This is a genomic window from Actinacidiphila rubida, from assembly GCF_900110255.1.
Classification (GTDB): domain Bacteria; phylum Actinomycetota; class Actinomycetes; order Streptomycetales; family Streptomycetaceae; genus Actinacidiphila; species Actinacidiphila rubida.
Genome location: NZ_FODD01000012.1, coordinates 136,893 through 155,277 on the forward strand (window position 1 = coordinate 136,893; position 18,385 = coordinate 155,277).

Sequence of the window (18,385 nt, forward strand, 5' to 3'; positions counted from 1 at the left end):
AGGGCCGGCAACGTCGGCCGCCGCCGGACGGGCGGCGGGCGGTGGTGGCCGCCCTCCGGGCGCCGCCCGTCAGCGCCGGCCGTGTCGTGCGGCGGACGCGTCCAGGCCCGGCAGGGTCCGGCCGCCGGCCCGGGCCACGTGGGCGCGCAGGACCGGGTCGGCGCCGACCGCCACCGGATGGCCGACGGCTCGCAGGAGTTCGAGGTCGGAGGAGTGGTCGCCGTAGGCGTGGCAGCCGGCCAGGTCGATGCCGCGGGCGGCGGCCCAGGCCGCCGCCGCCTCGGCCTTGGCAGCGCCGATCATCGGCCGCCGCACCTCCCCGGTGAGCCGCCCCTCGCGCACTACCACCGGCGTGCCCAGCACCGCGGTGGCGCCCAGGTGTTCGGCGACCGGATCCAGACACGGGAAGAAGGAGCCGGAGACGAGTACGGTCGCGTCCCCCGACTCCTGGTGGCGGCGCAACGCCTGCGTTCCCGGCCCGTGGTAGAAGCCGCCGGCCCGCCGCTGCTCCAGGTACCAGGCCCGTCCCTGCGCGGCGAGTTCGGCGGCCGAGGCGCCCGCGTACAGGGTGTAGTAGGCCCGGTTCGCCTCCTCCCGCGTCGCCCCGCGGTCCTTCAGTGCCTGGATCGCACGGTACGCCCCCTCGTAGTCGGCGGGCGGCCGGCCGGCCGCCGCCAGGTGGAAGCGCAGGAATCCGAACATGGTCTTCTGGGCCACCAGCGTCTCGTCGACGTCGAAGAAGGCGGCGCGGCTGACCGGAGTCATGGGTCTCCTCGCGGGGGGATACGGGACAGCAAGCAGGACGGGCGACCGGGCGGTGCGCGGAGGGCCTGACGTTACGTGAGAAGCACGGACCGCGCGGCGTCCGCCGGAAGGATCGTCACGGGCGCGGTGCGTCCGGGCCGTCCCCGCCCGGGCCGAACCGGCGGACCTCGCCCACCACGGCGGCCACGACCTCGGCGGTCTGCTGCCGGAAGTAGAAGTGGCCGCCCGGGTACAGGTGGCAGCCGCCCGGCCGGTCGGTGACGTCGGCCCAGGCGGCGAGCCGGGACGCCGGCACGACCGGATCGTCGCGGCCGCCGAACACCGACAGCGGCACCCGGGTCCGGGGCGCGTGGGCGGGCGGGCGCCACCGCTCGGCGAGCCGGAAGTCGCCGCGGACCCGAGGGGCCAGACGGGGCCAGACCGCGTCCGCCAGGGCCCGTTGGGGCAGGGCGCCGAACTGGGCGAGGGTGGTGCGCAGTTCGCGGTCGGAGAGGCGGTGCACGGCGCGGTCCGGCGGCGGCCCGGCAAGGGGGTCCGCGGGCGGCCGGCAGGCGGAGACGCCGCACCAGCACGGCAACGGGCATCCGGGAGCGGGAAGTTGGCGGAGCATCTCGTACGCGACCGCGGCGCCCATGCTGTGGCCGAACAGGGCGTAAGGGCGGTCGAGCCGGGAGGCGGCGGCGGCCAGGAAGAAGCGGGCGAGGGAGGTGGCGTCGGTGGCCGGGGGAAGGTGGGCCAGGCGGCGCCGGCCGGGAGCCTCGAACAGGCAGATCTCCCAGGAGGGCGGGAAGTGGGGGACCCAGTCGGTGTAGACGCGATGGGTGCCGGCCGCGTGGTGCAGGAGGAACACACGCAGGACCGGGTCCGCGACGGGACGCGGGACCACGACGGCGTGCTCCGTCGCCGGCGGCGTCGCGGCCGCTTCGGTGCCGACGCCCGCGTTCACGTCCGCGCCGACGTTCACGCCCGTACTCCCGCCCGCGCCCGTGCCCGCGTTCATGTCCGCGCCCACGTTCACGTCCTGCGCCTCCCTTCGGGCAGCCGTACGGAGTGGCGCGCGCCGCGTTCGAGGTGGGGGCACGGCGCGCGCCGGGTCCTCAGGGGGTGAGGACGACGCGGCCGCGCAGGCCGCCCTTGGCGACCAGCGTGTGCGCCTCGGCCGCGTCGGCGAGCGCGAGTGTCCTGGCCAGGCGCAGCGTGAGCGCCCCGGTCTCGACCTGGAAGACCAGCTCGGCCAGCTGCCCGGCGTCGCTGTGGACGGAGACGGCCTGGACGTCGATGCCGCGTTCGGTCCCGGGCGCGGCCGGTCCGAACACCCCGACGTAGCGCCCGCCGTCGCGGACCGCGGCCAGCGCGTCCGCCCCGATCAGCGCCGTGTCGAACACCGCGTCGACGCCGCCGGGGGCCAGCGCCCGCAGCGTGCCCGCGACGTCGTCGCCGCGGGACACCGGTGTCGCGCCGGCACCGCTGACGAAGGCGCGGTCGGCCGGGCCGGCCACGCCGAGGACCGTGATGCCGCGCCGGGCGGCCAGCTCCACGGCGAACCCGCCGACCGCGCCGGCCGCGCCGGTGACCGCGAGGGTCTGGCCGGCCGAGAGGTCCAGCAGGTCCAGCGCCTGGAGTGCGGTGAGCCCGTTGAGCGGCAGGGTCGCCGCCAGTTCGGGCGCCACCCCGGCGGGGGCGGCGGTGACGGCGCCGGCCGGCAGCACCACGTACTCGGCGTGCGTGCCGCTGAGCGTGGCGAACCAGTCCGACAGGCCGATCACCTCCGTGCCGGGCGCCAGATCCGCGACGCCGTCGCCGATCGCGTCGACGGTCCCGGCGACGTCCCAGCCGAGCGGGTAGGCCGGGAGTTCGGGCAGGAAGGCGGAGAGGGCGCCTGACCGGGTGGCCAGGTCCACCGGGTTGACCGAGGCGGCCGCCACCTTGATGCGTACCTGGCCCGCGGCCGGCTCGGGCGCCGGCAGTTCGGCGACTTCCAGGACGCCGGGCTCCCCGAACGTCCTGACGACGATTGCGCGCATGGAGACATGACCTTTCAGCAGAGAGCAGCAGGGCAGAGGAGGAGAAGGGGCAGGGGCAGGGCAGGGCAGGGCAGGGGCAGGACGTCAGGCTTCCAGCGCCGCGGTGCGGCGTGCCCTGGGCAGGAGGTGGAACAGGGCGAGCACGAGGGCGCCGACGATCAGCACGCTGCCGTTGACGAGCGTCGCGGTGCGCACCCCGGACAGCACGGCCCACGCGTCGCTGTGGCCCGGGTGCGGGCGGGAGGCCTTGGCGGTGGCGATGGTGCTCAGCAGCGGGACGCCCAGGGTCAGGCCGACGAGCTGGGTGAGCGTCGCCAGGCCCGTGGCCAGCCCCTGCTCCTCGTCGGGCAGTCCGGAGGTGGCGGTCACCATGAACGAGACGACCGCGGTGATGTGGCCGTAGCCGGAGATCGCGGTGCCGACCAGCACCAGGGTGATCCAGCTCTTGCCGTCGCCGACGAAGACCAGCAGGAAGCTCGCCGACGCCTGGATGACCAGGCCGGTCATCAGGCCGCCGGGGCCGCTGACCCGGCCGATCAGCCGGGGTGCGAAGGTGCCGCCGGCGAAGGCGGCCGCGCCCAGCAGACCGAAGGTCAGGCCGGTGACCAGCGGCGAGTAGCCGAGCACCCGCTGGAGGTAGAGGGTCATCAGGAAGGTCAGGCTGCTGGCCATGGTGAACGTGACGATCCCGCCGAGGTTGCCCCAGCGGACCGTGCGCCGCTGCACGACGCGCACCGACACCAGCGGCTCGTCGGCGCGCAGTTCGATCAGCCAGAAGACCACCAGCAGGATCGCGCCGGCGAGCATCGGCAGCAGGGTGCGGGCGCTGGTCCAGCCCTTCTGCTGCGCGGTGCTGATGCCGTAGACCAGCGCGAGCAGGCCCACGGAGACCGTCACCGCGCCCGGCAGGTCGAGCCGGGCCGAACGCCGGACGCGGCTCTCCTTGATCACGGACAGGCCGATGAAGAACACCGCGGCACCGACCGGCACGTTGATGAAGAAGGTCCAGCGCCAGCTCAGCAGGTCGGTGAGCACTCCGCCGAGCACCGCGCCGGTGATGAACCCGGCCGACAGCATCGCGCCGTTCAGTCCCAGTGCCTTCGCGCGCAGCGGCCCTTCGGGAAACGTCGTGGTCAGCAGCGACAGCGCGGCGGGGGTGACGATCGCGGTGGCCAGGCCCTGGAACACGCGGCCGGTGACCAGCATGGCGGGCGTGGCGGCCAGGCCGCCGACCAGTGAGGCGACGGTCAGCATGGCGATACCGGTCAGGAACAGCCTGCGGCGGCCGAACAGGTCGGCGACCCGGCCGAACAGCAGGGTGAAGCCGGCGGCCGCCAGCGAGAAGGCGGTGGTCACCCACTGCAGGGAGCCGAGCGAGAAGTGCAGGCCGGTGCCGATGTCCGGCAGGGCGACGTTGAGGATCGAGAAGTCGGCGGCGAGCATGAACTGCGAGCCGAGCAGCAGGATCAGCACCAGCCGCTGGCGGGACGTCATCCGGTGCGGGGAGTCCGCCACCTGGGCGGGGCCCTGGGACTGGTCGACGGTTGTGGACATGGAGGTCTTCTCCTACGCGATCGAGGCGGGTTGGGGCGGAGCGGTGGCAGGCGTCGCGGGCTGGGCGGCGGAGGTCGTGCGCGCCTGGCTGAACAGGCGGACCAGCGGCAGCTCGACGGCGTAGTACAGGAGCGTCGCCAGAGCCAGCGCCACGGTGAACATCAGCGCGGTGACGCCCAGCGCCTGCGGTGTGTCCCAGGAGCGGGTGGCGCCCAGGGCGTAGTGGACCCAGCGGATCACCAGCTGGTGGACCATGTAGAACGCGAAGGAGACGTTGCCCAGCCACACCGCGACCCGGCCGCGCCACGGCGAAGGCCGCCCCTCGATGTCGGCGACCGCGGCGGTCGGGATGAGCAGCGCCAGCGGCACCAGCGCGCCGGCCACCAGCCCGAACAGGTACGGCAGGTACGAGGAGCCGACGTACCCGGCCAGGGACAGCGCGCTCGCCGTCCGCAGCCCGATCCGCGGCCAGCGCCCGGCCTCCACGATCAGCGCCAGCACGATGCCGAGCAGGAACTCCAGCATCCGCACCGGCGGCAGCGTGTAGACGAACCACATGCGGTCCTCGCTGACGGGCAGGCCGGGCACCAGCGGTCCCTGGTGGAAGGCGGCGTCGGCGATCACCGGCATCAGCCACACGAGGGCGACCAGCGCGACGGCGGCCGGCCACAGCATGCGTGCGCCGATCCGGCGGGCCACCGGCAGCAGCAGCGGGAAGGAGAGGTAGAAGAAGGCCTCGCACCCCAACGACCAGCTGGGGATGTTCATGCTGAAGAACACCCCGCCGCGCGGGAACCAGTCCCCCAGCAGGAACAGGTTCGGCAGCGAGTCCAGGCCGAACCGGTCGAAACCGCCGGTCAGGGTGAGCCCGCTGACGGACAGGAAGACGAACGCCGCCACCCAGGTCACCAGGTGGTTCGGCACGATCTTCGCCGCGCGACGCCCCCAGAAGCGGCGGGCGGTGTCGTCGCCGCGGGCGGTCCACGTCAGCAGGAAGCCGCTGAGCAGGAAGAAGAAGGTCACGCCCACGCCGCCCTGGCTTGCGGAGTGGGACATCCACCGGGTGACGCCGGGTGAGGCGAACACGGCCACGGCGTAGATGTGGAAGACGAAGACCATCAGCGCCGCTATGGCGCGCAGCCCGGTCAGGGACGGAAGTCTCTCCCGGCGGGAGATCGGTGCGGACACGCTCACGGTGATCGATTCCTGCTTTCCGGTACCAAGGGGATTCCAAGGGGATTCCAGTGGATTCCGCGGGAGTTCCGGCGGTGCGCCGGCGGGAATTCGGGCCGGTCCGGTTCGGTGGCCCTATGGGGACGCTACTGGGCGGGCCATACCGGCGGAATTCCGCTTATGGCCCGCCCGATGTTTCGAAAGGAGTAGCCGAACGTCAGCCGTCCGCCTGGCCGGCGGGGCGGCCTGCGACGTGCGGCACGCCGCGGTGTGCGGCCAGGATGGGCCGCGCGACGGCCAGCGCGTTGAGCGTCCGGGGAACACCGGCGTAGAGGCTGACCTGGGCGATGGCCTCCACCACCTCGGTCTCGTCGGCTCCTGCCCGCAGCGCTCCGGCGACGTGGAAGGCCAGTTGGGGCGCGCAGTCGCCGAGGGCGGCGAGCATGCACACGGTGGCGATCTCGCGGGTGCGCAGATCGAGTCCCGACGCGCCGGTCAGCGCGCCGAGACCGTGCTCGATGTGCGCGCCCAGTCCGGGCGCGACGTCCCTGATCGCCTCCCAGGGCGGGGCGTCCGCCTCGGCGGCCAGCGCGCGGAACACGGCGGCGCCGCGGCTGGTGCCCTCGCGGGCGGCGGCGTGCATGGTCATGGTGCTCCTTTCGGGGCGTACGGAGTGTGTCGTCGGTGGTGTCCGGGCGGGCCCGAAGGGCGCATGGCGGTGTCGCGCACGCGGAATGCCCGCGCCGCGGCGGGGTGCGTAGCGTGGGATCCACCCCCGGTACGGGCACGTGCCGGGGGTCGGCCGGTGCGCTTCCGGCGCAGCGGCGGCGGGAGTTCAGCGGGTGCGCTGCGGTGCGGCCTCGCGCAGGATGCGGCCCGTCAGCCAGACGTCGCGCCCCCAGGCCGGTTCGTCGAAGATCTTGACCCGGGCCGCGGAGAACACGAACAGCCGCAGGTCCGGGGTGTCCAGGGGGCCGTCCGGCCGGGTGGCCCCGCGGATGGCCGCGGTGAACCCGGGGAACCGGTCGGCGAACACCTCGGCGCCCCGGCGCAGCCGGTCGCCTTCGGCGGGCCGGCAGGGACCCTGCAGTTGCAGGCCCTGCCTGCTGCCGGGCGCGCCTTCCTGCCGGGTGTCGGCGACGGTAACCGCCACCTGGCCGCCGCTGTTGCTGAGGTTGCGCGCGTGCTCGGAGTCGGTGCGGGTCAGGAAGTACAGATGGAGGTCGGCGTCGTATGCGAAGTAGGCGTTGTGCAACCAGGGGACTCCGTTGTCGCCGACGGTCGCCATGGACAGCAGTCTGGTGCCGTCCAGCAGGCGCTCGATGGATTCCGTCACGGCCAGGAAGCCGAGGGGCCACTGCGGGCCCTGCTCCAGTTCGATGCGCATGGGGAAGCGGTTCTCCTCCGCTGGTCGGGGCGGTGGCGCCGGCGGCGGCACCGGGGGAAGACGGACGGCCGCCGGCGCGGTTCGGCGGCGGTTCAGGTCAGGAAGTGCCCGCCGTCGACAGTGACGACCGAGCCGGTGCTGAAGCCGTTGTTCATCAGGTACAGGTAGGTCTGCGCCACTTCGGACACCTGGCCCACCCGGCCGACCAGCAGCTTGTCGCCGAGCCTGGTGTAGAACTCCTCGGGCTCGTCGATGCTGCCGTCCCACAGCTCGCTGCGGGTCGGCCCGGGACGGACCACGTTGACCCGGATCGGGCCGAGCTCCACGGCCAGCGCGCGGCCCAGCGCCTCGGAGGCGCTGGTGATGCTCGCGGTGACGGTCCAGCCCTTGGCCGGGCGGGCGCCTGCGCTGCCGGAGCTGAGCACGATCGAGCCGCCCGCACGGATGCCCGCGGCGCCGTGCCGGGCGGCGGTGAACGCGCCCCAGTAGCGGACCTTGAAGTACTCCTGCGCCTGCGTCAGGTCGGTGTCGCCGAAGGACTTGATCTGCAGCGGGTCGCCCGCGGTGTAGACGAGGTGGTCGTAGGGGCCGACCTGCTCGAAGAACGCGGCCACCGCGGCCTCGTCGGTGACGTCCAGGCGGTCCCCGCTCACGGTGTCCGGCAGGTTCTTCAGGGCACGGTCGATCCGGTCCCGGCTGCTGGAGGCGATCACGACCTCGGCGCCCTCCTCGGCGGCGAGCCGGGCGACCGCGAACCCGATTCCGGAACTTCCCCCGATCACGACAACGCGTTTGTCTGCAAGGCTCATTGTTCGTACCTTTCCGATGGCTCGGAGATGTGTATGACCTCTTCGACAACAGTGCGGGCGGCGCGGTTCTGATGTCCAATGCCTTATGTGTTTCCTGTGATGCCCGAAATACAAGAGGCGCACAGGCCGGCTCGCCGGTGAGGAATCACCGCGATGAATGGCGGAGGCGACCATGGACCTCGATCTGAGGAAGGTCCGTTACTTCGTGGCGGTGGCGGACCGGCTGCATTTCGGCCGGGCCGCGGCGGACCTGCACATCACGCAGCCCGCACTGAGCCGCCAGATCCGCGCGCTGGAGCAGGACATCGGGCTCGACCTGCTGGTGCGCGACCGCCGGTCGGTCGAACTGACCGCGGCCGGACGGGAGTTCCTGGGTGACGCCCGCGCGATGCTCGCCGCGGCGCGGGCGGCCAGGCACCGGATGTACCGGGCGGCCGGCGGTCAGGCGCGGCTCACCGTCGGCTTCGGCTGGGGGATGGTGGTGACCAGGGTGATCAGCGCCTTCACCGCACAGCGGCCCGAAGTCACCGTGGACGTGCGGCACCTGGCCGGCGAGGAGCAGACCGAGGCGGTGCTCGACGGCACGGTGGACGTCGCCTTCGTTCGGATGCCGGTGGCCGAGCAGGGCGTGACGCTCACCCCGCTGGGCAGCGAGAGCCTGCTCGCGGTGCTGCCCGTCGCGCACCGGCTGGCCGGTCGGGCGGCGGTGCACAGCACGGACCTGCTCGGCGAACGGCTGGTCCGGCGGCCGCCGTCCGGCCGCGCCGTCGAGGCCGACCACGCCGAGGTGGTGCGGGGTGCGGCCTCCCTGCTGGAGGCCGCACCGCGCACCGGGTCGGTGGAGGAGATCCTGGAGTCGGTGGCGCGGGGCCACGGCCTCACGCTGCTTCCCCGGTCCGCCGCGCGCTTCTACACCCGGCCCGACATCGCCTACACCGCGGTCCTCGACCTGCCCCCGAAGGAGATCTGCCTGGCCCGCGCCGCCGCCGACCGCTCGCCGCTGGTCGCGGACTTCGGCCGGACCGCGCAGTCGGTCGGCTGGGCGGCCGCGGCACCCCCGGCACCGCGGCCCGCGCCGGTACCGGCCTGATCCTCAGGGTTCCAGGACGATCTTGCCGGTCGCGCGCCCGCTCTCGGACAGTTCGTGAGCGACCGCGGCGTCGGCCAGCGGCAGCGCCAGGCCCACGTGGGGGCGCAGCCGGCCGTCCTCCACCAGTGCGGCCATGGCCTCCAGGCCCACGTAGTCCGGTTCCACCGAGACCCCGGCGAACCGGAAGCCGGCCGCGCGGGTGCGCTCGGCCAGCGCGGCGTCCATCCGGTCGATCGCGGTGACCAGCAGCCCGCCCGGGCGCAGGGTGGCCAGCGAGCGGTCGGCGTACTCGCCGCCGATCAGCTCGAACACCACGTCCATGTCCTTGGCCGCCTCGGCGAAGTCGACCGTGCGGTAGTCGATGACCTCGTCGGCGCCGACGCCGCGCACGAAGGCGTGCTTGGCCGCGCTCGCGGTGGCGATGACGTGGGCGCCGCGGGCCTTGGCGATCTGGACCGCCAGGTGGCCGACGCCGCCCGCGCCCGCGTGCACCAGCACCCGGTCCCCCGGGCCCACGTCGGCCACCTCGGCCAGCGCCTGCCACGCGGTGAGCCCGGCCATCGGCAGTGCGGCGGCCTGCGCGTGCGAGATCGAGGCGGGCTTGCGCGCGAAGTGCCGGTTGGGCGCCGCGACGAACTCGGCGTAGGCGCCGGCCCCGCGCGGGAAGAAGGGCATCCCGAAGACCTCGTCGCCCTCCTGGAAGCGGGAGGTGCCGGGCACCACGTGCTCGACGACGCCGGAGACGTCCCAGCCCAGGACGAACGGCGGCTCGCCGAGCAGCTTGAAACGGCCGCTGCGGATCAGCGGTTCGACCGGGTTCACCCCGATCGCCTTGACCCGGACGAGCAGTTCGGACGGCAGGGGGACCGGCTGGTCCACCTCCTCGAGACGCAGGACCTCGGGGCCTCCGAAAGTGTGCTGGACGATCGCGCGCATACCGCTTCTCTCCCTGGTCATGTCGCCGTTCCGGGACGGCCGGACGGTCTTCGCGTGACAACTCCCGATGGAACGTCCGGCATTCCGCGATGTTTCCAAAGAGGTAGTGCGGGTGTGGCGTTCGAACCCCTGTCTGAACCCCATCGGAGAATTTCGCTCCGACCCCGCACTTCCTAGGGTGAATTCCGTAAGTCATCAGTTCGAACCCGTGAGGAGAAAGACGATGACCGTTCAGCAGGACAGGCCCGTTCCCGCGGTGACCGCGGAGGCACCGCAGACGCTGGGCTCCGCGGGCGACGACGGGATCATTCTCACCGTCGTGGCGAGTTTCGAGCGGATAGCCGCCGAACACCGTGCGGAATTCCTGGAGTCGGCACAGCGCGAGGCATTTCTCTCGCTGCGGGACGAGCCGGGGACCATCAGTTACCACATCGTTCCCGACCGGGACGATCCCACGCGTGTGGTGTTCCAGGCCACGTTCACCGACGAGGCCGCGTACGAGCAGCACCAGGGGAATCCGCCGGCCCAGGAGTTCCTGGAGATGGTGGCGAGGAACGGCATCAGCGGCCCGAACATCTACGTCAGCAATTTCTCGGTGCCGAACGTCAACCACCCCGCCCGCGGTCAGTGAGCCATCAGCCACCCGTCCTCTTCGATGGAGCAGGCATGACCGACAACACGCCTACCGTAATGATCACGGGCGCCACGGCCGGACTCGGCCGCGCCCTGGCCCGCGACCTCGTCGCCGGCGGCCGGCGCGTGCTGGTGCACGGGCGGGACCGCACACGCGTGGCCCGGCTCGTCGCCGAACTCGGCCCGCGCGCCGTCCCTTTCACGGCCGACCTGTCCTCGCTCGACGAGGTGGCGCGGCTGGCCGCCGAGGTCCGCGGGCTCACCACCCGCCTGGACGTCCTGGTGAACAACGCGGCGGTGGGCTTCGGGCCGCCCGGCCAGGCCCGCCAGACCAGCCGCGACGGCCACGAACTGCGCTTCGCCATCAACTACCTGGCGCCCGTGGTGCTCACCCGGGCCCTGCTGCCGCTGCTCACCGCCACGGCACCGGCACGCGTGCTCAACGTCGGGTCGGTGGGCCAGGCGCCCTTCGACCCGGCCGAGGCCCCGTACTACGAGGCCTACCAGGGGGTCACCGCCTACCGGCGCTCCAAGCTGGCCCTGGCCGCCTTCACCTTCGACCTCGCCGAGGAACTGCGGGGCACCGGGGTGACCGTGAACTGCCTGCACCCGGCGGGCTTCATGGACACCTCGATGGTCCGCGAGAGCGGGGTCCGGCCGCACTCCACCGTCGCGCAGGGCGCGGCTCCCGCGCTCCGGCTGATCACCGACCCGGGGCTGACGGACGTCACCGGCGAGTTCTTCGACGGCTTCTTCCCCGGCCGGGCCAGGCCCGAGGCGTACGACCCGGGGTTCATCTCCCGGCTGCGCTCGGTCACCGACCAGGTCACCGGCCGTGTCGAGATCCCCGACGGCGTCTGCCCGTACACCTTCCGGTCCGCCCAGGGGGTCCTCCCCCTGACCGGCGCGGCGGCGGACGGCCGGCTGCCGGTCGGCGGCGGCGTGGCGTTCCGGCTCAAGGGGGCGTCATGACCACCGCGGCCTCCCCGGCGCCGCCGGCCCTGCGGGGACACACGGCGTCCCCCTCCTCGTTCGTGGCGTCCATCGACGACCGCCTCGGGCCGGCCGCCTCGCGCTTCTTCGGCGACGGCCACCGGCGCGTCACGTACCGCTTCACCGGCATCGTGATCGATCCGGGCCCGGACGGCGCGATCACCGCGACCGCGGGCGTGCTCTGCCCGCCGGACTGGTCGCTCAAGGCCGGCGCCAGCCAGCGCCCGCACCTGAGCACGATCGACGCGCTGGTGGTCGGCGCCCGGCTGGCCGAGCTGTTCCTGACCCGCAGGCACCGGCTGACCGCCGCGAAACGCTCCCTGATGTGGCTGCGCCGGGTCGAGATCCGCGCCGGGCGGGAGCCCGACGAGGAGGACCTGGAGTCGCTGCGGGTCGAGGGCCGTCCGGCCGGCACGCGCCCGCACGAGCATCTGGCGGGCACCGCGGTGACGCTGATGACCTGCCGGATCGGCGGGATGCGGATCCGCTGCGAAGTGGTCCACCCGTTCGGGCGCCCGGTCGTCCACCCGGTCGTCCACCCGGTCTTCGACCGGGCCGGCCCCGCGGCCACCGAGCTCGGCGGCCTCGCCGCCGCGGACCTCGCGGCCCGTGACCGCGCCGCCGGCCCGCTCCCGTACCCGGCACCCGCGGGGCTGTACGGCGAGGGGTTCCGCACCCGCAGGCAGCCGATCCGCGACATCACCCTGCAGGTGACCGGGGACCGGCAGCGCGCCGACGGGACCGCCCGTCTGGCACCGGTCCCCGGCACCGCGCCGGGCGGTGGCGGCCTGGAGGGCGCGTACCAGCCGGCGGTGTCCTTCATCGACGCGTTCGTGATCGCCCTCCAGCTGGGCCAGTTGCTGCTCTACGACCTGGACGGCCTGGACCGCGCGCACAGCAACACCTTGTGGATGCGGCGCACCGTCCTGGAGTGCGACACCCCCGAGCGCCCGGCGACCGGCCCGTTCCCGGTGACCGCGGAGCTCGCCGGCAGCGCCCTGCTCGACGCCCGCGACGGCGCCCGGTGGCGCACCGCCGACATCACCGCCGCGTGCGCGGGCGTGCGCGTCCTGTGCTCCGTCACCCACGAACTCCCGCGTCCGGCAGCCCTGTCCGGCTGACCGCCCGCGCCCCACACGAAAGGGCGATTGCCCCATGAGGCTCGGCATCTCAGGAACCTATTCGTCCGGCAAGACCCTGACCGCGCTCGCCCTGTCCCACTACATCGGCCTGCCGCGGACCATGGCCAGGACCATGCGGGAGATACTCCCCGACGCGGCGCCGGGCAAGAAGCTCGAGGAGTGCACCGCGGCCGAACTGCTGCAGATGATCGTCGTGCGCCACACCGAGCGGGTGAAGTACGAGCACCAGCTCGCCGGCGGCTTCATCTCGGACGGCTCGTCGCTGCAGGAGTGGATCTACGGCGCGCTGCGGGTCAGGGTCGGCATCAACCCCAACGACTCCGTCGCCCTCGGCGAGGCGGACGTCGAGCGGACCGCCGAACTGGCCTTCTTCGACGACGTCATGCGCCAGCTCGGCGTGTCCTTCAAGCAGCACGTGCAGCGCGGCTTCGACGCCTTCGTGCATCTGCGCAACGAGCTCCCGCTGTCGGCCGACGGCCACCGGCCGGTCAACGACCGCTTCCGCACCCTGGCCGACGCGCGGCTGCTGGAGGTCATGGCCGAGCTGCGGATCCCGGTGCACGTCGTCTCGGGGACGATGCCCGAGCGGCTGCGCGCCATCGCCGCCGCGACCGGGCTGCGGCCGATCACCACCGAGGAGCAGGCCGCCGCCGCGGCGCAGGCCGAGTACCGGCGGATCGACACCACGATCGAGACCCGGCGGACGGCGGCACCCGACGGCCGGCCTCCGGTCCACCGGCCGGTCGCCCGGAGCGGGGCATGAGCACGCCCACCGCCGTGCTCGAAGGGCTGGGGACCGCGCTCCCGCCCCGAGTGGTGACCAACGCGGAACTGGCCGACCGGCTCGACACCTCGGACGAGTGGATACGCAGCAGGACCGGCATCTCCGAACGCCGGATGGTCGCTCCCGGCGTCGCCACCAGCGATCTGGCGGTGGAGGCCGGCGAGCGGGCGCTGAAGTCGGCGAACGTGCACGAGGTGGACCTGGTGGTGGTCGCCACCACCACGCCGGACCACCCGTGCCCGGCCACCGCCCCCGACGTGGCGTCCCGGCTGGGCCTCGGCCCGGTCCCCGCCTACGACATGGCCGCGGTCTGCTCGGGCTTCGTCTACGCGCTGTCCGGCGCGGCCGGGGCCATCGCCTCCCGGCAGGCCGGGCGGGTACTGGTCATCGGCTCCGAGACGTTCAGCTCGATCATCAGCCCCGAGGACCGGTCGACCGCGGTCATCTTCGGCGACGGCGCCGGAGCGGTGGTGCTGCGGGCCGGCTCGGCCGGCGAGCCGGGCTCGCTGCTCGGCTTCGACCTCGGCAGCGACGGGGCGCTCGCCGATCTCATCAAGATCCCCGGCAGCGGCTCGCGGCAGCGGGCGACCGGGCTCCCGCCCGACCCCGACGACTCCTGGTTCACGATGCAGGGCCGGCCGGTCTTCACCAACGCGGTGAAGCGCATGGCGGGTTCGGCCGACGCGCTGCTGAAGCGCATCGGCTGGCCGGTGGACTCGGTGGACCGCTTCGTCGGCCACCAGGCCAACGTCCGCATCCTGCACGCGGTCGCCGAGCAGCTCGGCGTCCCCGCCGACCGCGCCGTGATCAACCTGGACAAGGTCGGCAACACCTCCGCGGCGTCCATCCCGCTCGCGATGGGCGCGGCGGTGGCCGACGGCGATCTCGCGCCCGGCGACCGGGTGCTGATCAGCGCCTTCGGCGGCGGCGTCACCTGGGGCTCGGCGGCCCTGGTCTGGCCGGACCTGACGGCCTTGTGAGGCTGCCCGGCCCCTCGAAGACGGAACGAACGAAACAGAACGGAACGAAACGAACGGAACGAACGGCACCGGACGACACACGCGACACGGGAACGACCCGACGAGCGACCCGGACAAGCCCGGGGGACGAGGAGCACACCGATGTCTCAGCAACTGCTCGACTGCCTCATACAGATGATCGTCGACAAGTACGGCCTGGACGCGGCCCAGTTGTCACCGCACACCCGCTTCGAGGACCTGGAGTTCGACTCGCTCGTGATGCTGGAGCTGGCGGTCGCCCTGGAACTGCGGCTGGGGATCCCGGTCTCCGACGAGGAACTGCTGTCGGTGGAGTCCATCGGCGAGGCCGTGGATCTGCTCGACGCGAAGGTCGTGGCCGCGTGATGGCCGACTCGCCCGAACCCCTGGCGGCCGACGAGCCCGAGGTGCTGATCGTCGGCGCGGGCCCGGTCGGCGTCGCCCTGGCCTGCGAACTGCTGCAACAGGGCGTGCGCATCCGCCTGATCGACCGCCGGCCCGGCATCGACGAGTCCGACCCGCACTCCAAGGGCATCCTGGTCTGGCCGCGCAGTCTCGAAGTGCTGGGCAGGATCGGCGTCGCGGACCGGCTGGCCGCCATCGGCCACCGCAGCAAGGGGGTCAACTACTACTCGGAGGGCCGGCTGCGCGGCACCGCGCATCTGCACCGGCTGGCCGACTCGCCGTATCCCTTCGTACTGACCCTGCCGCAGCGCGAGACCGAGCGGGTGCTGCGCGGCCGGCTGGCGGAGCTGGGCGGGACCATCGAGTTCGGCACCGCCCTGGTCGGACTGGACACGGCCGGTGAACTGCCCGAGGCCCGTCTGGTCCGCGGCGCCACCGCGGAGACGGTGGTCCCCCGGTACCTCGTCGGTGCCGACGGTCCCGGCAGCATCACCCGCGAATTGCTGGGGATCCGCTTCGACGGCGAGGCCATCGACGTCACGTACGCCATCGCGGACGCCCCGATCAGCGGCGACGTGCCGGAGAACGCCCAGTACTACTACTCGCGTGACGGCGTGGTCGCGCTGGTCCCGCTGGCGAACGGGTACTACCGGATCGCCGCCAACATCCCGCACCGCGGCCCCGACGAGGACGATCCCTCCGCGCAGTTGCTGGAGGAGGTGATCAACCGGCGGGCCCACACCCGCTTCACGGTCGGCACGCCGCTGTGGACCCGGTCGTTCCGGCCCCGGCTCGGCCTGGCCGAACGCTTCGGCAACGGGCGCTGCTTCCTCGTCGGCGACTCCGCGCACGTGATCAGCCCGGCCGGCGGCCAGGGCATGAACATCGGCTTCCAGGACGCGGCCAACCTGGGCTGGAAGCTGGGCGGGGTGGTGCGGGGGCGGCTGGACGCAGCCGCGCTGGACACCTACCACAGCGAACGCACCGTCGGTGCGGTGCGGATGGCGAAGACCTCGGCGGCGCAGGCGCGGTTCGCGATGCAGCGCAAGTCCGCGCGCATCGCGGTGCGCGACGCGGTGTTCGTCGCCGCACGGTGGACCGGCCTGCTGGAGCGCGTCCTGGTACCGCTGCTCGCGCAGACCGACGTCGACTACGCGGAGAGCGCGTCCGACCCGCTGTTCCGCCGCATCGCCCATCCGGCCCGTCCCGGGCAGCGCGTCCCGCTGTTCGCCGCTCCCGCGGGCGGTCCCGCGGACGGCGCGGCGGAGCCCGGGGACGGGGGGTTCGGCGGCGTCCCACCGATCGACCCGTACCACTACACCGTGGTCCTGTGGCCGGGCCGCCGCACGCCTGCGGACTGGAGCGCCACCGCGGCGGGGCTGCTCGGCCGCTTCACGGGGCAGGCCCGCGTCCTCGACCTCGGCGCGGTTCCCGCGGCCGCGGCACCCGCGCTGCGGAGGGCGTTCGGGAACCGGCCGGTCATCGCGACGGTCCGCCCCGACGGCCACCTGGCACACCTGGCCCCGGCGAGCGCGCCGGAGCGGGCCCAGGCCTTCCTGCGCTCGACCGCACCGGCCCAGACCGCGGTGCCGAGCCTGGTCTGACCGGACCAGCCGGTCCCGCACGGCCGGCACGGCCAAGGCGGCCGACACGACCCGCACGACCCGCACGACCCGCAGGGCGTACGGCTCCGGCGGCCCTGCGGCCGCATCCGCGCCGCACGCCTTCACCCGACCCCTGTCACCCGACCCCTGCTCACCCTTTGCGACGACAACGACCGACCGGAGGAGACATCCGTGTCCACCAGCACCGCAACCATCACCGCCGATTCGAGCACCACCGACATCGTCCAGGGCTTCTTCGCCGCCTTCGGCAGCGGTGATCTCGAAAGCCTGCTCTCCCTGTTCGCCGACGAGGTGGACTGGGACGTCCCCGGCGCACCGTCCGTCCCGTGGACCGGGCGGCGTACGAGCAAGGCCGAACTGGCCGAGTTCTTCGCCGTCGCCGGCCAGGAGGTCGCCGCCACCGAGGAGTTCGCCGTGGACACGGTGGTCGCGCAGGGCAGGACCGCCGTGGCCCTGGGCCGCTTCACGCACGTGATCCGGCGCACGGGCAAGAAGTTCTCCTCGCGGTTCGCCCTCCACGTGGCCGTCGCGGACGGACACATCACGCTCTACCACATGTTCGAGGACGGGCACGCGGCCGCCGTAGCGTTCGCGGCCTGAGCCGGGCGCGCCGGCCCGTGGCTCCGCCCCCGCCTCACCGCTGCCAGACCGGCCTGCCCGGTAGGGAGCGGGGCTGGGGCGGAGCGATCAGCGAGGCGTCGACGCCCTTGTTGACCGCGTCGATCCGGGACACCGCGCCCAGCTTCTCGAAGACGTTGCGCAGATGGCGCTTCACCGTGCCCTCGGTGATGCCCAGCCGGGCCGCGATCTGCCGGTTGCTGAGCGCGTCGGCGACCAGGGTCAGCACCTCGCGCTCGCGCGCGGAGATCCGCCCGTCCTGGTTGCCGGTGCCCGGCAGCGCGGCGAACTGCGAGACGGAGATGAGCACTTCGTCGCCCTCGCGCATGCATCCGCGGATCACCGACACCAGGTGCTGCCGGCTCACGCGCTTGTTGAGGTAGCCGCGGATGCCCAGGGCCAGCAGCTCGCGCACCAGGTCGGGGCTCTCGTGCATGCTCAGCATGATCACCCGGGTGCGGGGCGAGGCCTCCAGGACCCGGGGCACGGTGACGTCGACCGGCTGGCCCGGCGTCTCGACGTCGAGCAGGAGCACGTCAGGCCGCAGCCGGCTGCAGAGCGCCACCGCCTGCGCCCCGTCCGGGGCGTCGCCCACCACCTCGAAGTCCGCCTCCAGTTGGAGGCACTCGCGCAGCGTCTCACGGAGGATGACATGGTCGTCGACGAGCAGCACGCGGATCCGGGTCCCGGTCATGCGTGCTGCCCCGTGCTCGCGGCGGTCCCGGCCAGCGGGAGACGCACGGTGACCCGGGTCCCCCGGCCGGCCGCCGACTCGATCCGGGTGGCGCCGCCCAGGCCGTGGGCGCGCTCGCCCATCGACACGAGGCCGAAGCCGTGGCCCGGGGGGATCCCCGTGCTCGGGTCGAACCCGACGCCGTCGTCCTCCACCACCGCGGTCACCGCGTCGGGCGTGATCCTGGTCCGCACACGGACGGTCCCCGCGCGGGCGTGCGCGAACGCGTTGCGCAGTAACTCGCAGAGGATCAGGAACAGTTGGCCGCGGTGGCCGGGGGGCAGCCACGACTCGTCCCCATCGGTCCGCACCCGCACCCGGGTCCCGGCCGGCGCGACGCCGCCCGCGAAGGCCCGCAGATCGTCGGCGAGCCGGCCGCAGGAGGTCCCGGCACCGGACAGCTCGCCGCTGAGCTCGCGGACCACCCGCATCGCCTCGGACACCGCGCGCAGGCCCTGCTCCAGGCGCTCCTCCGCGCTCTTGGGATCGTCGCGCACGAACAGCTGCGCCAACTCCAACTGCCGCAGAACGACCGCCAGTTCACTGCCCACCCGGTCATGCAGCTCGCGCGCCACATGGCGCGGGTCGCGCCACGTGTGCCGCTCCAGGACGACCGGTGGGCGGCGTACCGCGGTCGGGGGGCGGGGCGGTGCGTCGCTGATCGTTGCCTTGCCGTACGGCTGGTGCATCGGTCGGCCCTTCCTCTCCAGGGGGCT

20 protein-coding genes are annotated in these 18,385 nt (G+C 73.4%); 9 read left to right on the plus strand and 11 right to left on the minus strand.

Annotated elements, in window-relative coordinates; genetic code table 11:
• Nucleotides 1-69 precede the first annotated feature (69 nt).
• The 8 genes from BMW99_RS14280 to BMW99_RS14315 form a co-directional block, all read right to left on the minus strand.
• Nucleotides 70-765: an HAD family hydrolase gene (locus BMW99_RS14280; protein ID WP_075016897.1), complete on the minus strand. Its 696-nt coding sequence runs from the start codon at nt 763-765 to the stop codon at nt 70-72.
• 115 nt (nt 766-880) lie between these two features.
• Nucleotides 881-1,783, minus strand: a complete 903-nt coding sequence (locus BMW99_RS14285; RefSeq protein ID WP_245791454.1) for a thioesterase II family protein — start codon at nt 1,781-1,783, stop codon at nt 881-883.
• A gap of 79 nt (nt 1,784-1,862) precedes the next feature.
• Nucleotides 1,863-2,789: an NADP-dependent oxidoreductase gene (locus BMW99_RS14290; protein WP_075016898.1), complete on the minus strand. Its 927-nt coding sequence runs from the start codon at nt 2,787-2,789 to the stop codon at nt 1,863-1,865.
• 84 nt (nt 2,790-2,873) lie between these two features.
• Entirely contained in the window at nt 2,874-4,343 is a 1,470-nt protein-coding gene (locus BMW99_RS14295) for an MFS transporter (protein ID WP_075016899.1), read from the minus strand.
• Between the two features lie 12 nt (nt 4,344-4,355).
• The gene (locus BMW99_RS14300; RefSeq protein WP_069463602.1) at nt 4,356-5,537 is read right to left on the minus strand and encodes an acyltransferase family protein; all 1,182 of its coding nucleotides are present in this window, start codon (nt 5,535-5,537) and stop codon (nt 4,356-4,358) included.
• 196 nt (nt 5,538-5,733) lie between these two features.
• A complete protein-coding gene (locus BMW99_RS14305; protein WP_069463601.1) occupies nt 5,734-6,165 on the minus strand; it encodes a carboxymuconolactone decarboxylase family protein in 432 nt (143 codons plus the stop codon).
• A gap of 186 nt (nt 6,166-6,351) precedes the next feature.
• A complete protein-coding gene (locus tag BMW99_RS14310; RefSeq protein WP_069463600.1) occupies nt 6,352-6,903 on the minus strand; it encodes a pyridoxamine 5'-phosphate oxidase family protein in 552 nt (183 codons plus the stop codon).
• A 92-nt stretch (nt 6,904-6,995) separates the two neighbouring features.
• Nucleotides 6,996-7,712: an SDR family oxidoreductase gene (locus BMW99_RS14315; RefSeq protein ID WP_069463599.1), complete on the minus strand. Its 717-nt coding sequence runs from the start codon at nt 7,710-7,712 to the stop codon at nt 6,996-6,998.
• 172 nt (nt 7,713-7,884) lie between these two features.
• Here BMW99_RS14315 and BMW99_RS14320 point away from each other — a divergent pair, with 172 nt between their 5' ends.
• A complete protein-coding gene (locus BMW99_RS14320) occupies nt 7,885-8,802 on the plus strand; it encodes a LysR family transcriptional regulator (RefSeq protein ID WP_069463603.1) in 918 nt (305 codons plus the stop codon).
• A gap of 3 nt (nt 8,803-8,805) precedes the next feature.
• Here BMW99_RS14320 and BMW99_RS14325 read toward each other — a convergent pair whose 3' ends face one another.
• Nucleotides 8,806-9,738 carry an NADP-dependent oxidoreductase gene (locus tag BMW99_RS14325; RefSeq protein WP_069463598.1) on the minus strand — a complete coding sequence of 311 codons (933 nt, stop codon included), beginning with the start codon at nt 9,736-9,738 and terminating at the stop codon, nt 8,806-8,808.
• A 223-nt stretch (nt 9,739-9,961) separates the two neighbouring features.
• Here BMW99_RS14325 and BMW99_RS14330 point away from each other — a divergent pair, with 223 nt between their 5' ends.
• From BMW99_RS14330 to BMW99_RS14365, 8 genes are all read left to right on the plus strand, one after another.
• Complete coding sequence (locus tag BMW99_RS14330; protein ID WP_069463597.1) at nt 9,962-10,369, plus strand: putative quinol monooxygenase; 408 nt, start codon at nt 9,962-9,964, stop codon at nt 10,367-10,369.
• Nucleotides 10,370-10,404: 35 nt separating this feature from the next.
• A complete protein-coding gene (locus BMW99_RS14335; protein ID WP_075016900.1) occupies nt 10,405-11,343 on the plus strand; it encodes an SDR family NAD(P)-dependent oxidoreductase in 939 nt (312 codons plus the stop codon).
• Nucleotides 11,340-12,485, plus strand: a complete 1,146-nt coding sequence (locus tag BMW99_RS14340) for an AvrD family protein (RefSeq protein ID WP_079176047.1) — start codon at nt 11,340-11,342, stop codon at nt 12,483-12,485. Before BMW99_RS14335 ends, BMW99_RS14340 begins: the two co-directional genes overlap by 4 nt.
• Before the next feature lie 34 nt (nt 12,486-12,519).
• Nucleotides 12,520-13,269: an AAA family ATPase gene (locus tag BMW99_RS14345; protein WP_069464144.1), complete on the plus strand. Its 750-nt coding sequence runs from the start codon at nt 12,520-12,522 to the stop codon at nt 13,267-13,269.
• The gene (locus tag BMW99_RS14350) at nt 13,266-14,270 is read left to right on the plus strand and encodes a beta-ketoacyl-ACP synthase III (protein WP_069464145.1); all 1,005 of its coding nucleotides are present in this window, start codon (nt 13,266-13,268) and stop codon (nt 14,268-14,270) included. Before BMW99_RS14345 ends, BMW99_RS14350 begins: the two co-directional genes overlap by 4 nt.
• A 141-nt stretch (nt 14,271-14,411) precedes the next feature.
• Nucleotides 14,412-14,654: an acyl carrier protein gene (locus BMW99_RS14355; protein WP_069464146.1), complete on the plus strand. Its 243-nt coding sequence runs from the start codon at nt 14,412-14,414 to the stop codon at nt 14,652-14,654.
• Complete coding sequence (locus BMW99_RS14360; RefSeq protein WP_069464147.1) at nt 14,654-16,297, plus strand: FAD-dependent monooxygenase; 1,644 nt, start codon at nt 14,654-14,656, stop codon at nt 16,295-16,297. Before BMW99_RS14355 ends, BMW99_RS14360 begins: the two co-directional genes overlap by 1 nt.
• A gap of 192 nt (nt 16,298-16,489) precedes the next feature.
• A complete protein-coding gene (locus BMW99_RS14365; RefSeq protein WP_069464148.1) occupies nt 16,490-16,918 on the plus strand; it encodes a nuclear transport factor 2 family protein in 429 nt (142 codons plus the stop codon).
• A 34-nt stretch (nt 16,919-16,952) separates the two neighbouring features.
• Here the strand turns inward: BMW99_RS14365 and BMW99_RS14370 are convergent, their stop codons facing one another.
• Together BMW99_RS14370 and BMW99_RS14375 are read right to left on the minus strand one after the other, a co-directional pair.
• Nucleotides 16,953-17,630 carry a response regulator gene (locus BMW99_RS14370; protein ID WP_069464149.1) on the minus strand — a complete coding sequence of 226 codons (678 nt, stop codon included), beginning with the start codon at nt 17,628-17,630 and terminating at the stop codon, nt 16,953-16,955.
• Entirely contained in the window at nt 17,627-18,358 is a 732-nt protein-coding gene (locus tag BMW99_RS14375) for a sensor histidine kinase (RefSeq protein WP_069464150.1), read from the minus strand. Before BMW99_RS14375 ends, BMW99_RS14370 begins: the two co-directional genes overlap by 4 nt.
• Nucleotides 18,359-18,385 lie beyond the last annotated feature (27 nt).

Coding starts and splice junctions, on each gene's coding strand:
- BMW99_RS14345 (WP_069464144.1), top strand. CDS start 12,520: ATGAGGCTCGGCATCTCAGGAACCTATTCGTCCGGCAAGACCCTGACC.
- BMW99_RS14370 (WP_069464149.1), bottom strand. CDS start 17,630: ATGACCGGGACCCGGATCCGCGTGCTGCTCGTCGACGACCATGTCATC.
- BMW99_RS14350 (WP_069464145.1), top strand. CDS start 13,266: ATGAGCACGCCCACCGCCGTGCTCGAAGGGCTGGGGACCGCGCTCCCG.
- BMW99_RS14335 (WP_075016900.1), top strand. CDS start 10,405: ATGACCGACAACACGCCTACCGTAATGATCACGGGCGCCACGGCCGGA.
- BMW99_RS14315 (WP_069463599.1), bottom strand. CDS start 7,712: ATGAGCCTTGCAGACAAACGCGTTGTCGTGATCGGGGGAAGTTCCGGA.
- BMW99_RS14375 (WP_069464150.1), bottom strand. CDS start 18,358: ATGCACCAGCCGTACGGCAAGGCAACGATCAGCGACGCACCGCCCCGC.
- BMW99_RS14330 (WP_069463597.1), top strand. CDS start 9,962: ATGACCGTTCAGCAGGACAGGCCCGTTCCCGCGGTGACCGCGGAGGCA.
- BMW99_RS14305 (WP_069463601.1), bottom strand. CDS start 6,165: ATGACCATGCACGCCGCCGCCCGCGAGGGCACCAGCCGCGGCGCCGCC.
- BMW99_RS14325 (WP_069463598.1), bottom strand. CDS start 9,738: ATGCGCGCGATCGTCCAGCACACTTTCGGAGGCCCCGAGGTCCTGCGT.
- BMW99_RS14295 (WP_075016899.1), bottom strand. CDS start 4,343: ATGTCCACAACCGTCGACCAGTCCCAGGGCCCCGCCCAGGTGGCGGAC.
- BMW99_RS14280 (WP_075016897.1), bottom strand. CDS start 765: ATGACTCCGGTCAGCCGCGCCGCCTTCTTCGACGTCGACGAGACGCTG.
- BMW99_RS14290 (WP_075016898.1), bottom strand. CDS start 2,789: ATGCGCGCAATCGTCGTCAGGACGTTCGGGGAGCCCGGCGTCCTGGAA.
- BMW99_RS14340 (WP_079176047.1), top strand. CDS start 11,340: ATGACCACCGCGGCCTCCCCGGCGCCGCCGGCCCTGCGGGGACACACG.
- BMW99_RS14320 (WP_069463603.1), top strand. CDS start 7,885: ATGGACCTCGATCTGAGGAAGGTCCGTTACTTCGTGGCGGTGGCGGAC.
- BMW99_RS14310 (WP_069463600.1), bottom strand. CDS start 6,903: ATGCGCATCGAACTGGAGCAGGGCCCGCAGTGGCCCCTCGGCTTCCTG.
- BMW99_RS14355 (WP_069464146.1), top strand. CDS start 14,412: ATGTCTCAGCAACTGCTCGACTGCCTCATACAGATGATCGTCGACAAG.
- BMW99_RS14360 (WP_069464147.1), top strand. CDS start 14,654: ATGGCCGACTCGCCCGAACCCCTGGCGGCCGACGAGCCCGAGGTGCTG.